Source organism: Pseudoalteromonas sp. Z1A6 (genome assembly GCF_011378745.1).
Lineage (GTDB): Bacteria > Pseudomonadota > Gammaproteobacteria > Enterobacterales > Alteromonadaceae > Pseudoalteromonas > Pseudoalteromonas arctica.
Genome location: NZ_WTKW01000086.1, coordinates 1 through 13,529, shown reverse-complemented (window position 1 = coordinate 13,529; position 13,529 = coordinate 1). Strand labels below are relative to the sequence as shown.

General features: G+C 37.8%; 16 protein-coding genes. 4 read left to right on the top strand and 12 right to left on the bottom strand.

Translation table 11 applies throughout. The features are described from left to right. Together GQR46_RS07640 and GQR46_RS07635 are read left to right on the top strand one after the other, a co-directional pair. A partial coding sequence (locus GQR46_RS07640; protein WP_240922896.1) for a hypothetical protein occupies positions 1 to 481 on the top strand: 481 nt, incomplete at its 5' end. 35 nt (positions 482 to 516) lie between these two features. Beyond that, complete coding sequence (locus tag GQR46_RS07635; RefSeq protein ID WP_165740608.1) at positions 517 to 1,437, top strand: TraB/GumN family protein; 921 nt, start codon at positions 517 to 519, stop codon at positions 1,435 to 1,437. A gap of 129 nt (positions 1,438 to 1,566) precedes the next feature. Here the strand turns inward: GQR46_RS07635 and trpS are convergent, their stop codons facing one another. The 3 genes from trpS to rpe are packed head-to-tail and all read right to left on the bottom strand — an operon-like array spanning position 1,567 to position 3,952. Next, on the bottom strand, positions 1,567 to 2,571 hold the full coding sequence (trpS, locus tag GQR46_RS07630; RefSeq protein ID WP_165740607.1) for a tryptophan--tRNA ligase: 1,005 nt from the start codon (positions 2,569 to 2,571) through the stop codon (positions 1,567 to 1,569). Positions 2,572 to 2,603: 32 nt separating this feature from the next. Beyond that, complete coding sequence (locus tag GQR46_RS07625; RefSeq protein WP_165740606.1) at positions 2,604 to 3,269, bottom strand: phosphoglycolate phosphatase; 666 nt, start codon at positions 3,267 to 3,269, stop codon at positions 2,604 to 2,606. After that, positions 3,269 to 3,952 (bottom strand): ribulose-phosphate 3-epimerase, encoded by a 684-nt coding sequence (gene rpe, locus GQR46_RS07620; RefSeq protein ID WP_007586288.1) that lies wholly within the window; start codon positions 3,950 to 3,952, stop codon positions 3,269 to 3,271. Before rpe ends, GQR46_RS07625 begins: the two co-directional genes overlap by 1 nt. A gap of 161 nt (positions 3,953 to 4,113) precedes the next feature. On the opposite strand from rpe, the gene GQR46_RS07615 reads away from it, so the two are divergent. Together GQR46_RS07615 and GQR46_RS07610 are read left to right on the top strand one after the other, a co-directional pair. Then, positions 4,114 to 4,410 (top strand): hypothetical protein, encoded by a 297-nt coding sequence (locus GQR46_RS07615; RefSeq protein WP_165740605.1) that lies wholly within the window; start codon positions 4,114 to 4,116, stop codon positions 4,408 to 4,410. 3 nt (positions 4,411 to 4,413) lie between these two features. Next, entirely contained in the window at positions 4,414 to 4,599 is a 186-nt protein-coding gene (locus GQR46_RS07610) for a DUF2970 domain-containing protein (protein WP_165740604.1), read from the top strand. Here GQR46_RS07610 and GQR46_RS07605 read toward each other — a convergent pair. The 9 genes from GQR46_RS07605 to GQR46_RS07565 form a co-directional block, all read right to left on the bottom strand. Continuing rightward, the gene (locus tag GQR46_RS07605; RefSeq protein WP_165740603.1) at positions 4,556 to 5,413 is read right to left on the bottom strand and encodes a Dam family site-specific DNA-(adenine-N6)-methyltransferase; all 858 of its coding nucleotides are present in this window, start codon (positions 5,411 to 5,413) and stop codon (positions 4,556 to 4,558) included. The two genes, GQR46_RS07610 and GQR46_RS07605, sit on opposite strands and share 44 nt — an antisense overlap. A gap of 53 nt (positions 5,414 to 5,466) precedes the next feature. Continuing rightward, complete coding sequence (locus GQR46_RS07600) at positions 5,467 to 6,810, bottom strand: AAA family ATPase (protein WP_165740602.1); 1,344 nt, start codon at positions 6,808 to 6,810, stop codon at positions 5,467 to 5,469. Then, positions 6,811 to 7,881, bottom strand: a complete 1,071-nt coding sequence (gene aroB, locus GQR46_RS07595) for a 3-dehydroquinate synthase (RefSeq protein WP_010553793.1) — start codon at positions 7,879 to 7,881, stop codon at positions 6,811 to 6,813. Positions 7,882 to 7,908: 27 nt separating this feature from the next. Further along, positions 7,909 to 8,427: a shikimate kinase AroK gene (gene aroK, locus GQR46_RS07590; RefSeq protein WP_004589350.1), complete on the bottom strand. Its 519-nt coding sequence runs from the start codon at positions 8,425 to 8,427 to the stop codon at positions 7,909 to 7,911. 184 nt (positions 8,428 to 8,611) lie between these two features. Further along, positions 8,612 to 10,717 (bottom strand): type IV pilus secretin PilQ family protein, encoded by a 2,106-nt coding sequence (locus tag GQR46_RS07585; RefSeq protein ID WP_165740601.1) that lies wholly within the window; start codon positions 10,715 to 10,717, stop codon positions 8,612 to 8,614. Beyond that, positions 10,704 to 11,243 carry a pilus assembly protein PilP gene (locus GQR46_RS07580; RefSeq protein ID WP_007586272.1) on the bottom strand — a complete coding sequence of 180 codons (540 nt, stop codon included), beginning with the start codon at positions 11,241 to 11,243 and terminating at the stop codon, positions 10,704 to 10,706. The genes GQR46_RS07585 and GQR46_RS07580 overlap by 14 nt, the downstream gene beginning before the upstream one ends. Continuing rightward, positions 11,240 to 11,845 (bottom strand): type 4a pilus biogenesis protein PilO, encoded by a 606-nt coding sequence (locus GQR46_RS07575; RefSeq protein WP_007586270.1) that lies wholly within the window; start codon positions 11,843 to 11,845, stop codon positions 11,240 to 11,242. The genes GQR46_RS07580 and GQR46_RS07575 overlap by 4 nt, the downstream gene beginning before the upstream one ends. Beyond that, complete coding sequence (locus tag GQR46_RS07570) at positions 11,835 to 12,407, bottom strand: PilN domain-containing protein (RefSeq protein ID WP_007586268.1); 573 nt, start codon at positions 12,405 to 12,407, stop codon at positions 11,835 to 11,837. Before GQR46_RS07570 ends, GQR46_RS07575 begins: the two co-directional genes overlap by 11 nt. After that, positions 12,395 to 13,474 carry a pilus assembly protein PilM gene (locus GQR46_RS07565; protein ID WP_024589891.1) on the bottom strand — a complete coding sequence of 360 codons (1,080 nt, stop codon included), beginning with the start codon at positions 13,472 to 13,474 and terminating at the stop codon, positions 12,395 to 12,397. The genes GQR46_RS07570 and GQR46_RS07565 overlap by 13 nt, the downstream gene beginning before the upstream one ends. Positions 13,475 to 13,529 lie beyond the last annotated feature (55 nt).

Genomic DNA, 13,529 nt, shown 5'->3' with positions numbered 1-13,529 from the left:
TAAGCGACTCTTAATAAATTCAGCGATATTCTTTAAACCGTCATCAACAAGTAGCTTAGTAAAAATCATTTGTGATTCTAAATTGGCTGCAATCAAAAATATAAAAGGTTTAATTATGAACAACACAATGAAAAAAGTACTGCCAGCTTTACTACTAGCAACGGCTTTTAATACTACTTCAGTTATTGCAGCTGACGCTAAACAAGACACCATTCAAAATATTTTTGAGAAATGTATGATTGGTGAAGGCATAGAGGCAATTAACCCTGTTAATCAAAAACTACAAAAAACAAACAAAATAGACGCTTCTGAGTCTTTAAAAAGTAATGTTGATAAGCAGACATTACTTTCTTCAATAGATGAAAAAATATCAGCTGAGCTTGACTCTTCAATGAGCAAAATAAACTCGCAAATTGATAAAAATCTTTCAAAGGTAACATCGTCAATAACTGCATATTTCAGCAATGTGTTATCGAACTAAAAAAATCAAATTAAAAGCTATATTAAGGAATGATCATGAAAAAATTCACAAAAAAATTAGTGTCTGCTAGCGTATTACTTAGTTGTAGCCTTTTAGCAAATACAGCACAGGCTCAAAGCTCTGTATGGCAAGTAAGTAATGGCAATGACTCACTATTTATTGGCGGTACAGTTCACATACTACCTAAAGCTGAAATGCCTCTACCCGCTGAGTTTAACCATGCTTATGAACAAGCAGATACAATTATTTTAGAAGCACCGTTACCTGACCCAGGCGACACCAATGCACAAATGCAAATGTTAGGTGCGCTATCGTATACAAATAACGAAACGTTGAGTCAAAAGCTAGAACCCGAGATTAAGGCTTCACTTGAAAATAAGCTTAGCGAGTTTGGCGCTAACCTAGCTAAGTTAGATGGTTTTCGCCCTGCTATGGTTAGTATTGTTTTAATGTCGATGGAGCTTCAAAAGCAAAATTTAATGGGTGAAGGGGTTGATGCTTACTTTACTAAAAAAGCGACTGAAGATAACAAAACAAAAAATTACTTAGAAACAATGGAATTTCAGTTAGAGTTTTTTAAAACAATGGGTCAAGGCAACGAAAACGATTTCATTAAACGTAACTTAGCCGAGCTTCACAACTATGGCGATATGTTTAAAGGACTTTTAGCTGCCTGGCGCAAAGGTGATACAGACACACTGAATAAAGTGGCACTTGAAGATATGCAGCAAAATGATCCGAATAGCTATAAACAAATCATTACAGATAGAAATAATGATTGGTTACCAAAAGTAGAAGCCATGTTTAACAACGACAAAAATGAGTTTGTACTTGTTGGAGTTGCCCACCTCGCAGGACAAGATAGTTTACTCACATTACTTGAAAACAAAGGCTATAGCGTTTCTTTAGTTGATGTTGAAGAGAGCGTTAAAATAACAACTAAAGACGCTGAATAATGGACAAGACAGACAAACAAGCAATGTCGTTATTATTTATATTTGGTTTTTTAATGTTAATTAGTATTATATAAAAAATGCCGCTTATTTGAAGTAAGCGGCATTTTTACATAAGTGGTAAAGCTATCCTTATGGGCGTGGAATAAATCCAACTGCATCATAAACGGCTTTTAATGTAACCTCAGCTCGAGCACTCGCTTTTTCAGCGCCCTTTTTCATGATGTTATTAAGAAGCGATTGATCTTCTCTAATCTCTTTAAAGCGAGCTTGAATAGGTTCAATCATGCTTACAACAGCATCAGCGGTATCTTTCTTCAAATGGCCATACATTTTATCTTCGTATTCTGGCACTAAGTCTTCAATTGAGCGCTTAGTTGCAACGCTTAATAAAGTAAGCAAGTTTGATACACCCGGCTTTTCTTTGCGATCAAAGTAGATACGCGCTTGTTCGTCTGAGTCTGTTACTGCTTTTTTAAGTTTTTTCTCAATCTTTTTAGGCTCGTCTAGCATCATGATAAAACCATTTGGGTTTTCATCTGACTTTGACATCTTTTTAAGTGGATCTTGTAGGCTCATTACGCGAGCACCAAATTCAGGAATATACGGTTCTGGTAGCGTAAAAATATCGCCATATACATTATTAAAGCGCGTAGCAATATCGCGAGTCAGCTCTAAATGCTGCTTTTGATCATCTCCTACAGGTACTTTATCTGCTTGATACAATAAAATATCCGCCGCTTGCAGAGCTGGATAAGCAAATAAACCCACGTTAATATTATTAGCGTGCGTTGCTGACTTATCTTTAAACTGCGTCATACGATTAAGCTCACCCATTTGCGCATAACAGTTTAAAACCCAACCAAGTTGAGCATGCTCAGGCACTTGAGATTGTACAAATAATGCAGATTTTTCCGGATTGATACCACATGCTGTATATAACGCAACTCCATCCAGTACGCGAGCGCGAAGTAATTCAGGGTCTTGGCGTACCGTAATCGCATGCAAATCTGCAAGCATAAAGTAGCTATCACATTCTTCCTGTAGCTTAACCCACTGGTTAATAGCGCCAACATAGTTGCCTATTGTCATACCACCGGTTGGCTGCATGCCACTTAATACTACTGGTTTACTCATGATTTTCCTTTATTTAGCTTAATTAATAATATTTAACGCTGCGTTAGAACAGGTATTATATCTAAGAAGTTATCGCATAGGTACTGCGGATTATAATCTGCAAGGTTTTCACCTTGGTTATAGCCGTAATTAAGTGCAATTACGTCTATGTTAGCGGCTTTAGCTGCAAGTATATCGCTTTTAGAATCACCTATCATTATTGCTTTATTCGGTTCAACATTTAGCTTTTTACAGGCAAATAGCAATGGCTCTGGAGATGGTTTTTTTGCCATATCGTCACCACATACAATCACATCAAAATGGCTCGCTAGTGCTAGTTTATCAAGCAACTTCTCTGTAAACACACGAGACTTATTAGTGACTAATGCTTTGGGCATACCGCGAAGTGCTGCAAGCCCAGTTTCTACATGTTGGTACAACACACTATATTCACCCACATGTTGCTCATAATGTTTATAAAACTGCGTAATAGCTTTGCTACTAAGTGACTCATCTAGATGCTCACTCACTTGCATATCACCACTCAAAGCGCGTTTAACGAGGACTTCAACCCCATTACCGACCCAGCTTTCGACCAAGCGTTGGCTAACAATAGGAAAAGCGAGGTCACTCAAGGTTAGGTTAATAGCAATATACAAGTCGTAAACGCTATCAACCAAGGTACCATCTAAATCAAATAAGGCTATATCGTATTTCATTACTTAACACTTCCAAGCTGCTCACGCATTTGATCAATCACAACTTTGTAATCTGGTTGGTTAAAAATAGCTGAGCCTGCAACAAACATATCAGCGCCTGCTTGTGCTGCTGCTGCAATGTTATCGACTTTAATGCCACCATCAACCTCTAAGCGAATATCTCGACCCGATTCAATAATGCGTTGCTTAGCTTGGCGTAATTTTTCAAGCGTATGAGGGATAAAGCTTTGCCCGCCAAAACCTGGGTTAACCGACATAAGTAAAATGGTATCTAGCTTATCAATAACATGGTCCAAATAACTTAAGCTTGTAGCAGGGTTAAACACTAAGCCTGCTTTACAGCCGTGATCTTTTATTAACTGTATTGTACGATCGACGTGCTCACTGGCTTCTGGATGAAAAGTAATAATTGATGCGCCAGCCTCTGCAAACAGTGGAATAAGGCTATCTACAGGCTTAACCATTAAATGTACGTCGATAGGTGCTGTAATGCCGTAATCTCTTAGTGCTTTACACACCATAGGACCAATTGTGAGATTAGGTACATAGTGATTATCCATTACATCAAAGTGAACCACGTCAGCGCCCGCTTCGAGTACTTTATCAACATCTTCGCCTAGTTTTGCAAAATCAGCAGACAAAATAGAAGGGGCTATTAAATATTTTTGCTCTGGGTTAAACATGATTAACTCCATCAATAAATAGTGTATTGCGTTAATGTAACTTAATTGAAGATGTTACCCAAGTAATATGGCGTAATAGCCCCTATTTCAGGTAACTTTAAGTTTGATTTTTAATCAATATTTGCTATGATTAAAAAAGTAACAAATTATTGGATTTCATCATGCGTGCTTTTAAAACTGGGATATTAATTGCGTCGGCATTACTGCTTATCGGGGCGTTTAGCTTTGGTTCAAGCTCTGAGCAAGAATTAAGCTCGGTTAATAATTGCCATAATACACAAACTGTAAGTGCTAACAGCACATTATCTACGTGTATTAAAATTGAAGAAGAGTCATCGTGGTTTTCGTGGTTAACTGGCGATAGCCGTAGTGCTCAGTTTCATTACCTCGATTTGCTAGAACTACTTACTAGTTCTGATGATTCTAAAAATACTCCTTCTTTAAAACCCTTATTTTAAATAATGCTGCAATTTATTAGCGCGTTGCAAAGTGTGCTAGCAGCATTTTTTGGTGTTCAATCTGAAAATAAACGCCAAGCTGATTTTAAACAACACTCTCCTACGTCTATTATTTTAATTGCGATTACACTATTTATTGCTTTTGTTATCGCAATTTATGCAGTGGTTGCTTGGGTGCTAAATACATAGCCATTAACTCGTCTACTTTATTTCTAGAGCCACCTTTGGGGCTGATAGTGCGCTTTACTTGTATTTGATCAAGTGATGCTTGGCTATAAATTTTTCGAGTCCATACAGTATCGTGATTAGATATAAGCACTGGCGTGTTGTTTTCAAACGCCGCCTTCTCAGCCAGATTAGCCAGATTAGCCTGATCATCTAAATTAAACCCGCCCTTAGCGTAAGAGGTAAACGAAGCCGTTTTACTTAATGGTACATAAGGTGGGTCGCAATAAATAACAGCATTGTTAGGTACTAACTTAAAAACGTCATCGTAGTCTAAACAGGTGAAGGTTGCTTTTTGTGCTTTTTCAGCAAAAAAATACATTTCTTTTTCAGGAAAGTAAGGCTTTTTATATTTACCAAAAGGCACATTAAAAATACCTTTTAAATTATACCTACAGAGTCCGTTGTAACCATGGCGGTTCATGTATAAAAACAATATTGAACGTTCATATACATCACGACTTTGATTAAACTGCACACGATATTCGTAATAAGCATCTGCGTGATTATTCAAATCTACAAATAACTTTTTAGCGTCACTAATCAGCTCATCTGGAGAGCTTTTTAGCTCTTTGTATAAGTTAATTAAGTCTGCATTTATATCATTGAGAATATAGTGTTTAAAGTCACTATTTAAAAACACAGAGCCTGCACCAACAAAAGGTTCAACCAACGTATCAGCATGCTTGCTAGCTTGGTTTAATCGCGCATTAATATTTTCAACTAGGCTGTATTTTCCGCCGGCCCATTTAAGGAAGGCTCTACTCTTTTGCTGCATTGGCTCTTTACTTCAATCTGGTGTTGCGCGATTTTACACTAAAGCAGTGTGTTTTACTGATCAACGAGTGCTATTTCTTGCTTTATTTTACTAATTTTTTTATAGAAAGGTTTATTTTTTCTAACCTCAGCAGATAAAGTATCCATTGCTGATTTTGCTTCGTTTATACTTTCAAAACTGCCAAATGTAACAACCCACCATATTTTATTATTTCGCTTTGTTTGGTAAGTATGAGTTTGCTGCTGTAGATTGAATTGAGCAATAAAATTATCGCTAACTTCCTGCTGAGTTACGGCTAATAATTGAATAACACTATTTGTATCTATTTGCTGCATGTACCATATATTATCTTGGCTGATCTGAGTTTGCTCTGCTGTATTTACTTTTAGAGCTTCAGATTTAACGTCACTTACTATACTGCTTTTGTTTTTAGCACTGTCATCAACATCATTGTCTAATACATTAACAGTGTTGGCAGGTTCTGTAAGGCTTTGCATTATGGCAGGCACATCATTAATGTGTACACGCTCTGGCTTAATATCTGGCTCAACTACTTCAAGTTCATTTAAGTTAATTATTGAGTCATTTTTCTTTATAGCCGGCTCACTTACTTGCTCTATAGATATTGCTGTATTTATTACTTGTGTTTCTTCTTGCTGATAATACTGTTGCCACCACTGCGTCATATCCGACTTATAAAGCAGACCAATAATTAAAAGCATAATCAGCAACATCAAAATCAATAAGTGTAATCGCCAAGACACTTTGTCTTTAACAATAATATCGGCTATGTGCTCACTAGGTTGCCAAGCAAGCAATAAGCTTGGATTACCATGAGCCTCAGCTAAAAAAGTACTAAATACAGGGTCTTCATCATAGGGTAAGTCTGTAAAGTACCACTGCAATAACATCTTGCTTTCTCGAAGCGTTAGCGGCTCCAGATAAATTTCAACAGCGTTATTTAAAGCCAGTTTGGACTGTGAAGCTATTATAATATATAGCGTATTTGGGCTGTTTTTAGAAAGTAACTCAAGCTCAATTAACATCTCATCAGATAATTGCCTACCGCCATCAAGTACCCATAAACATGGCCCGCATGGTTGCTGCTGCAGTAATTGGTAATAGTTTTCAGGTAAACTTAAGTTATGATCAATCAGGGGAGAGTTAAAGCTTTGCTCTAATAACTCACTCATTAGCTGAGCATCAGTCATTTGCGCACTTACTTGCACGAAGGCTTTATTAAAGTCGTTGTATTTATCTGTAATGAAGGTTTCGAGCATGTAACTTTTACCTAGCCCAGAAGTGCCAAGTAAAACAATTAAATTTTGCCCGTACTCAAATTGCAGTGCGATTCTATCCACCAAAGCCGCACGGCTTGGTAAAATTTGTGACTGCATTTACTGCTCGATTAAGTCTCTAACTTGATCATCAGATACATTATCAACTAATGCACACTGGCCAAATTGGGTAGGTAGAATAAAGCGGATAGTGCCTTTTTTATTCTTTTTGTCTTTACGCATATGCGTTAAAAACTGCTCGCTAGTCATTTGCTTTGGAATTTCTGTTGGTAAATTATATAGCTCAAGCAGCTTAATAATTCGATCAACTTCATCTGCGCTTAAATCTTGGCGTGTCTTGGCAAGTTTAGCTGCTAATACCATTCCTGTTGCAACAGCTTCGCCGTGTAACCAAACGCCATAACCCATCTGTGCCTCAATTGCATGGGCAAATGTATGGCCTAAGTTTAACAAAGCCCGTAAGCCGTGTTCTTTTTCATCTTGAGCAACTATAAGCGCTTTTATTTCACAACATCTAAAAATGATATGCTGTAAGCATGCTTCATCTAATTGCTGTAAATTAGTCACATTTCGCTCTAAATAGGCAAATAATTCGGTATCGTAAATCAGACCATACTTAATTACCTCAGCCATACCTGCTGCAAACTCTCGTGCAGGTAGAGTGTGTAATGTTTGCGTATCAATAAAAACCGCTTGAGGCTGATAAAATGCCCCTATCATATTTTTACCTAACGGATGATTTACTGCCGTTTTTCCACCTACCGATGAATCAACCTGTGAAAGCACTGTCGTTGGTATTTGAATAAACGGTACGCCGCGCTGATAACAAGCCGCTACAAAACCAGTTAGGTCACCTACAACACCGCCACCTAACGCAATTAAACACGTATCTCGGCCACAGTTATTTTGTAGTAAAAATGCTGATATTTTTTCAAACCATTCAAGTGATTTATATTGCTCACCGTCAGGAATAATAAAAGATAGCGGATTTAGATCAGCTAATGAATCAAGTAACCTTTGCAAATATAAAGGCGCTATTGTGTCATTAGTAATGATGATAGGCCGACAATCACCAATGTGGTGAACCAGGCGGCCATTATCTTGAAGTGCAGATTGCCCAATATAAATAGGATAACTTCGCTCGTCCAAATTAACAGTTAATTTAAGCATGCTTGGCTATTCCTTTATTATTGGTTTTTAAAAATCTAATTTCTCGATGATTTGGTTAGCAACAACTTTAGCGCTTTGCTCATCGGTACGTACAACAAAATCAGCAACTTCTTTGTATAGTGGCTCGCGTTCTTCTGCTAAGCGCTCTAGTACGTTACGAGGTGCTTCTTCAGTTTGCAGTAATGGACGACGCTTGTCGCGTTGCGTGCGTGCAACTTGCTTCTCTATAGGTGTCTCTAGGTATACAACGATACCTCGAGCCGAAAGCTTGTTTCGAACTTCTTTGCTCATTACTGAACCACCACCGGTAGCAAGTACAATACCTTGCATCTCGGTTAAATCGCCAATAACAGACTCTTCTCGAAGTCTAAAGCCTTCTTCACCTTCAAGATCGAATACCCATGCAATATCTGCACCTGTGCGGCGTTCGATTTCTTGATCAGAATCAACAAATTCAAGGTGTAATTGGTCAGCGATGTGACGACCAATCGTGCTTTTGCCAGCCCCCATGGGGCCAACTAGAAATATATTACGTTTCTCAGCCATATCTTTTAGTACAAACAAACTCTAAAATTTGAAATAAAACCCCGCCTAACGACCTGGCCCCAAAATTAAGGAGGGGATTATCTCAGTAATTGCAGGGGTATTTCAAGTCAATTAGGATAAAAAGCCATATAACGAGCAATTAATCTAAATAATCACCCGTTGGTTAACATAAAACCACTGTATTTTAATCAATTTGTATTTTTGGTGTCACAAAAATAAGTAATTCACGCTTTTCATTAAACTCACTTGTGCTTTTAAATAGTCTTCCTACATAAGGAATATCACCTAAAATTGGTACTTTACTTGTAGTATTAATGATTTGCTGCTGGAAAATACCACCGAGTACTACGGTTTGTCCATTCTCAACTAATACTTGTGTTTGGATCTCTTGGGTATCAATAGACACAGCTTCACCTGTACCCGTTTGTACGGTATCACCACGTGTATCTTGAGTAATCACTAAGTCTAGTATTACTTTATTATCCGGGGTTATATGAGGCGTTACTTCTAAACTCAGTACCGCTTTTTTAAAGCTTACGGTAGTAGCACCACTTGAAGCTGACTCAGTGTAAGGAATTTCAGTACCTTGCTCTATTCGCGCTTTTTGCTGGTTTGCTGCAATAATGCGCGGGCTTGCAATAATCTCACCTTTGTTCTCTTTTTCAAGCGCACTTAGCTCTAAATCAATTAACGTTCCGTTAGCCAGTTTTGCTATGTGTAAGCCAATACTCGCTGCTGGGTTTGATGTAGGTAAATTTACATTTAATCGATCTGAAATACTTGGCGCATTTGAAGTTGATGTCGCGTTATAAATACCTTCTGCGCCTTCAAGTGAGCCTGAAATACCAACACTACTACCTTGGTCACTAAAGCCCCAGCGTACGCCTAAGTCCTCAGTAACATTATCACGCACAGTTACCATACGAGATTCTATTACAACCTGCTGTACTGGAATATCGAGTGTTTCAATCATGCGGCGGATATTTTCTATACTCTTTACCGTATCTTTTACTAATAAGGTATTTGTACGCTGATCAACCGATACACTACCACGGGCTGTTATAATGCTGTTTCTATCTGTTTTTAATAAATCAGCAAAATCTTCGGCCTTAGCATAGTTTAATCGAATGTATTCACTGTACAGAGGCTCTAAGTCTTCAACTTGCTGTTTAGCTTTTAAATCTTTAGCTTCACGTGCAGCTAGTTCTTCTGCAGGTGCTACCATTAAAATAGAGCCATCCATGCGCTTATCTAGCCCTTTAATACGCAGTACTACATCAAGCGCTTGATCCCACGGTACGCCATCTAAGCGCAGCGTTATGTTACCCGTTACTGAATCGCTGGTTACTAAGTTAAAGTCATTGTAGCCCGCAATAATTTGTAGTGCTGCTCGCACAGAGATATCTTGAAAATTTAAGGTCATAGGGCGACCTTGATACTCAACGCCACCATCTAAATAGGCGTTTTGCGTTTCATCTTTTTCTACCGTCAGCGTTAAAATATTATCTATTTGCTGGTACGTAAATGTAAACTGAGCGTTTGGCTCAATAACGACACGACTTAATCCGTCTTCTTTAAAAGTCTCGATATTACTTACAACAGTACCAAAATCTAATACATCTAATTCATAAAGTAGGTCATCTAAAATATCGGTGTGATGAAAGTCAGCGTAAATTTTACCTCCACTTTCATGGACTTCAATTGCAGCTTGAGTGTCTTGTAAAAATACGAGTACTTTCGCTTCGCCCTTTTCACCACGTCTAAAATCAATTGATTGGATACGGTTGATGTAATTTCCACTTACATCACCTGAGTCCATCGCTACATCTTCATTTTCAGATTCTGTAAGAGGATTATCAGACACGCGTATTGATACTAAGTTGTTATGAACTTCAGTTTCATAAATTTTTAATCTATCTAAGTTTACCGTTACCTTTAAACCACTGTTAGTTAAAACATTAGTAACACTGCTAATTCCAGCTTGATTAACTTCAACATCATTTAAACCAACCTCTAACTCTGCGGTATCAAAAAACATTTCGATTCGGGCTGGGCTATTAAACACCTGAACTTTTGGCTCAAGCGTTAACTCTTCATCAAAAACAAGCTGTAACTCAGTTTCGCCTTTAAGTAATGGATTATAACGAACATCATAAAGTAACGGCCCTGCAACGGCTGAATTTACAGTGACTAAAGCAACAGCAGCCAGTAATGTTTGTGAAATACGATGAAGCCAAAGTACATCCTTATGCATGCTATTTTTACCTTTTTTATTATTAATTTGCGCCATCTGTTGCCGCCTCTAACATTTCTAATTTAGTCAAGCGCTCTTTCCAACAGCCAGACCCATCAGGGATTAATTCCACTAACTCTATATAGTCGTTACTTACTGTTTTTACTTTGCCATCATAACTACCAAGGTAATTCCCTACCGTTACACGATGCAAAGTAGCGTCAGCTGCTGTTATTAATGCCCATATTTGTCCACTAGAACCAATTGTGCCTTTCATTGCTAAGTTATCTAGCGGGTATTTTTCTAACGGTTCGCGGCGACGCTCTTGATCTGGGTGCAAACAGTTTTTTACTTGCGTTAATTTATTTTGGATTATCTCAGGCTGAGGCGCTACAAACGGGCTACGTAGCTGACCAGCACTGTACTCAAATATTTCAAACTTTGTCAGCTCAGGAATTGATTCAACCTTTGGTGTTGTGCTTGCTTTTACTTGATCAATAAATTCTTTTTGCTCAGACGTATCATCATTACAACCACTCAAAACAAACACCATTACTACAGGTACTACGCGAAGGAGCTTCATTTTTTAACCCCTTCTTCATAGCGATATGTTTTTGCAACAACACTAAATGTTAACTGTTTATCGCCCGATGATAAAATAGAAAAGTCATGTAAGCTTACAATTCGTGGTAACTGAGCTACTTTACCCACAAACTCACCAAATTCATGGTAGGTCCCTATCACTTCTATTTTAATCGGTAATTCAGTATAAAATTCTTTCTCGACTTCTGGTAACCAACCTATTTTTAAAAAAGTCAGACCACTTGTTGTGCCAACATACGACAAATCATCAAGTAAACCAGGGGTTTCGTTAGAGGTAGGTAAACGTTTTAATAATTGTGAAAACTTATCTTCCATTTCAATCATTTGTTGACGGTAGATCTCAAGCTTACTCGCGACTGCGTATTTAGTGCGATAAGTTGTGCGTAACTCGACCTCTTTCGCAACTGCACTGTGGTAACTATCAATTTCATCAGAAACTAATAGGCTATAACTAAAAAACAATACAAGTCCGGCAACAAACGTACAGCAAATTGCTTTAACTGCAATAGGCCAATCGCCAATGTTATCAAGCTCTATTTCATTCCAATCAATTTCACTCAGTGCTTTAAAATCAAGGCTCATCGCTAACCTCACCAATTTTATCAAATGGTTTTACATAAAATTCCATATTAAAATCACTAAGTAAACGCGAAGATTGATCGCCTGCAACAATGCCTTGCATTGAAGGATTCTCTAGTAAATATGAGCTTTGTACTTGGCGCAGCATTGTTGATAAACGGTTATTAGATTCACTACGTCCCAATACATGTATTTGGCTGCCTCTGCGCTCGAGTTTTGTTAAGTAAACCCCACCCGGCACTATTTTGGCAACTTCATCCATTATTTGCGTACCCAAATTACGGCTGCTTTGTAATTCTTCAATGAGCCTCATACGCTGTTGTAAGTTTTCTTTTCTTTTATCTAAACTTCTAATTTCACTTATTTTTTTATCTAGCATGCTAATTTCTGAGCTTAAATAGTTATTCTTTAAGTTTTGACCGTCTTTTAATGCACTATAAAAAGAGCTTAATAAGTACATACTCGCAAAACAAAGTATAACGACACCAATAAGTATAGTTACAAATTTCTTTTTCGATTCTTCGCGCTGCGATTCACGCCAAGGAAGTAGATTTATATGTGGCATGTTGAAAAGCTCCTTAATGCCAACCCTGTCGCAATTGCAAACTGCGTTTTGTGACGCTGCATTACATTACGATCTACTTTTGGAGAAATTTCCATATTTTCAAAAGGCTCAGCAACGACAGAGTGAATACCTAGTTCTTCAATGAGTAATCGGTCAATACCTTTAATCATCGATGTACCACCCGTTAATACAATATAGTCGATTTGCTCTTTGCCACTGGTTGTTAAAAACATTTGCACCGCGCGTCGCACTTGTTGGAGTAACGAAGTTTGAAAAGGGGCTAATACTTCAAAGGTGTAGTTTGGCGGTAAATCACCTGATGTTTTACCAATTTCAGCTTCATCAAATCCTTTATTATAATAAGCAACAATACTATTTGTATATTGGTCGCCACCAAAAACTTGGTCTCGTGTATAAATTGTTTCCCCAGCTTGAACAACGCTCACGAGCATTAAAACCGCACCAATATCAACCACAGCCACACATTTATTAAATGCGTCGCTAGGTAATTGCTGGTAATACACATCCATTGCACGACTTAATGCATAGCTTTCTACATCAACTATTTTAGCTTCTAAATTTGCAGCTTCTAAAGCGCCAACACGCGCTTCTACACTCTCAGTACGAGCAGCTGAAAGCAAAACATTCATTTTACTAGGATCGGCCTCATTCGTCGAAAGCTTCTCAAAGTCGAGGCTCACTTCATCAAGAGGATATGGAATTAAACTATCGGCTTCAATTTCAATTTGCGACTCAAGTTCAGCATCAGTTAACGATACATCCATGAAGATCACTTTTGTAATGACTGTTTGGCCAGAAACAGCCACTGCTGCAGATTTTAACGACTTTGGTAATTTTTTTCTTAATTTTGTAATTACGTTACCAATCGCTTCAATATCTTGAATTGTGCGCTCACTCATTGCGCCTTTTGGCATCGGCTCAATTGCAAGTGCTTCGAGTCGAAATCCAGTTTCAATTTCACGTAAAAGCACAGCCTTAATAGAGTGTGATCCAATATCAATTCCTACCATCATTTGGGACGGTTTTTGAAATAGTTGACTTAGCATGTTTCAACTTGGCCTTTGTTTTAATAATAAACAAGTTATAATTTTTATATGAAAA

Coding starts and splice junctions, on each gene's coding strand:
- GQR46_RS07635 (WP_165740608.1), top strand. CDS start 517: ATGAAAAAATTCACAAAAAAATTAGTGTCTGCTAGCGTATTACTTAGT.
- trpS (WP_165740607.1), bottom strand. CDS start 2,571: ATGAGTAAACCAGTAGTATTAAGTGGCATGCAGCCAACCGGTGGTATG.
- GQR46_RS07625 (WP_165740606.1), bottom strand. CDS start 3,269: ATGAAATACGATATAGCCTTATTTGATTTAGATGGTACCTTGGTTGAT.
- rpe (WP_007586288.1), bottom strand. CDS start 3,952: ATGTTTAACCCAGAGCAAAAATATTTAATAGCCCCTTCTATTTTGTCT.
- GQR46_RS07615 (WP_165740605.1), top strand. CDS start 4,114: ATGCGTGCTTTTAAAACTGGGATATTAATTGCGTCGGCATTACTGCTT.
- GQR46_RS07610 (WP_165740604.1), top strand. CDS start 4,414: ATGCTGCAATTTATTAGCGCGTTGCAAAGTGTGCTAGCAGCATTTTTT.
- GQR46_RS07605 (WP_165740603.1), bottom strand. CDS start 5,413: ATGCAGCAAAAGAGTAGAGCCTTCCTTAAATGGGCCGGCGGAAAATAC.
- GQR46_RS07600 (WP_165740602.1), bottom strand. CDS start 6,810: ATGCAGTCACAAATTTTACCAAGCCGTGCGGCTTTGGTGGATAGAATC.
- aroB (WP_010553793.1), bottom strand. CDS start 7,881: ATGCTTAAATTAACTGTTAATTTGGACGAGCGAAGTTATCCTATTTAT.
- aroK (WP_004589350.1), bottom strand. CDS start 8,427: ATGGCTGAGAAACGTAATATATTTCTAGTTGGCCCCATGGGGGCTGGC.
- GQR46_RS07585 (WP_165740601.1), bottom strand. CDS start 10,717: ATGGCGCAAATTAATAATAAAAAAGGTAAAAATAGCATGCATAAGGAT.
- GQR46_RS07580 (WP_007586272.1), bottom strand. CDS start 11,243: ATGAAGCTCCTTCGCGTAGTACCTGTAGTAATGGTGTTTGTTTTGAGT.
- GQR46_RS07575 (WP_007586270.1), bottom strand. CDS start 11,845: ATGAGCCTTGATTTTAAAGCACTGAGTGAAATTGATTGGAATGAAATA.
- GQR46_RS07570 (WP_007586268.1), bottom strand. CDS start 12,407: ATGCCACATATAAATCTACTTCCTTGGCGTGAATCGCAGCGCGAAGAA.
- GQR46_RS07565 (WP_024589891.1), bottom strand. CDS start 13,474: ATGCTAAGTCAACTATTTCAAAAACCGTCCCAAATGATGGTAGGAATT.